The sequence below is a fragment of the Kitasatospora nipponensis genome, from assembly GCF_039528135.1.
In the GTDB taxonomy this organism is placed as follows: Bacteria; Actinomycetota; Actinomycetes; order Streptomycetales; family Streptomycetaceae; genus Kitasatospora; species Kitasatospora nipponensis.
In genome coordinates, this window is the sequence record NZ_BAAALF010000965.1 from 1 (window position 1) to 573 (window position 573).

Here is a 573-nt window from a genome sequence, read left to right on the forward strand (position 1 = left end):
TGGACCAGGTTGAAGACGAAGCTGTCGTAGTTGTCCACCACGAGGATCCGCGGCGGGTTGCCTGCGGCGGTCATCGGTGCGCTACTCCTGGGCTGGTACTGGTCGGACCGGTGGAGGTGACGCGGCTCAGCCGACGCCGCTGCCCTCGTCCACCGTGACGTCACCGAAGGGGAGCAATGGTTCCGCCCACGGGAAGACGAACTGGAACAGGACGTAGACCACTCCGAGCACCAGCAGCAGCGCGAGCACCGCGCGGACAGCAGCGTTCCCCGGCAGATGGCGCCAGATCCAGCCGTACATGGTGCTCCTCGGAGTTCGGGTCGGGGTCAAGAGTAGACGGCGGCCCCCGCCGGGCAGGTGCGCTGTCCCGTTACTGACCGGAAGCCGTGCGCAGGTCGACCGTTCCGGTGTATCCGGGCACCGCGAGGTCGTTGCTCTCCTGGAGCTTCCAGCCGAGGCCGTACGCCTCGACGTACTGGAGGTAGTTGGCGATGGTCGGGTCGGCGTTGACCGCGGACCGCAGCCGGTCGGTCTTCCCGACCGCCTTGATCACGTACGGCGGGGAGTAGACCC

At 67.5% G+C, this 573-nt stretch carries 2 protein-coding genes; both read right to left on the minus strand.

The genetic code is table 11. From position 1 onward, the window contains the following. Nucleotides 1-126: 126 nt before the first annotated feature. Nucleotides 127-300 (minus strand): hypothetical protein, encoded by a 174-nt coding sequence (locus ABD323_RS44335; RefSeq protein ID WP_184916539.1) that lies wholly within the window; start codon nt 298-300, stop codon nt 127-129. A gap of 70 nt (nt 301-370) precedes the next feature. After that, nucleotides 371-573 (minus strand): DUF881 domain-containing protein (locus ABD323_RS44340; RefSeq protein ID WP_344447649.1); only part of this gene is annotated, 203 nt, incomplete at its 5' end.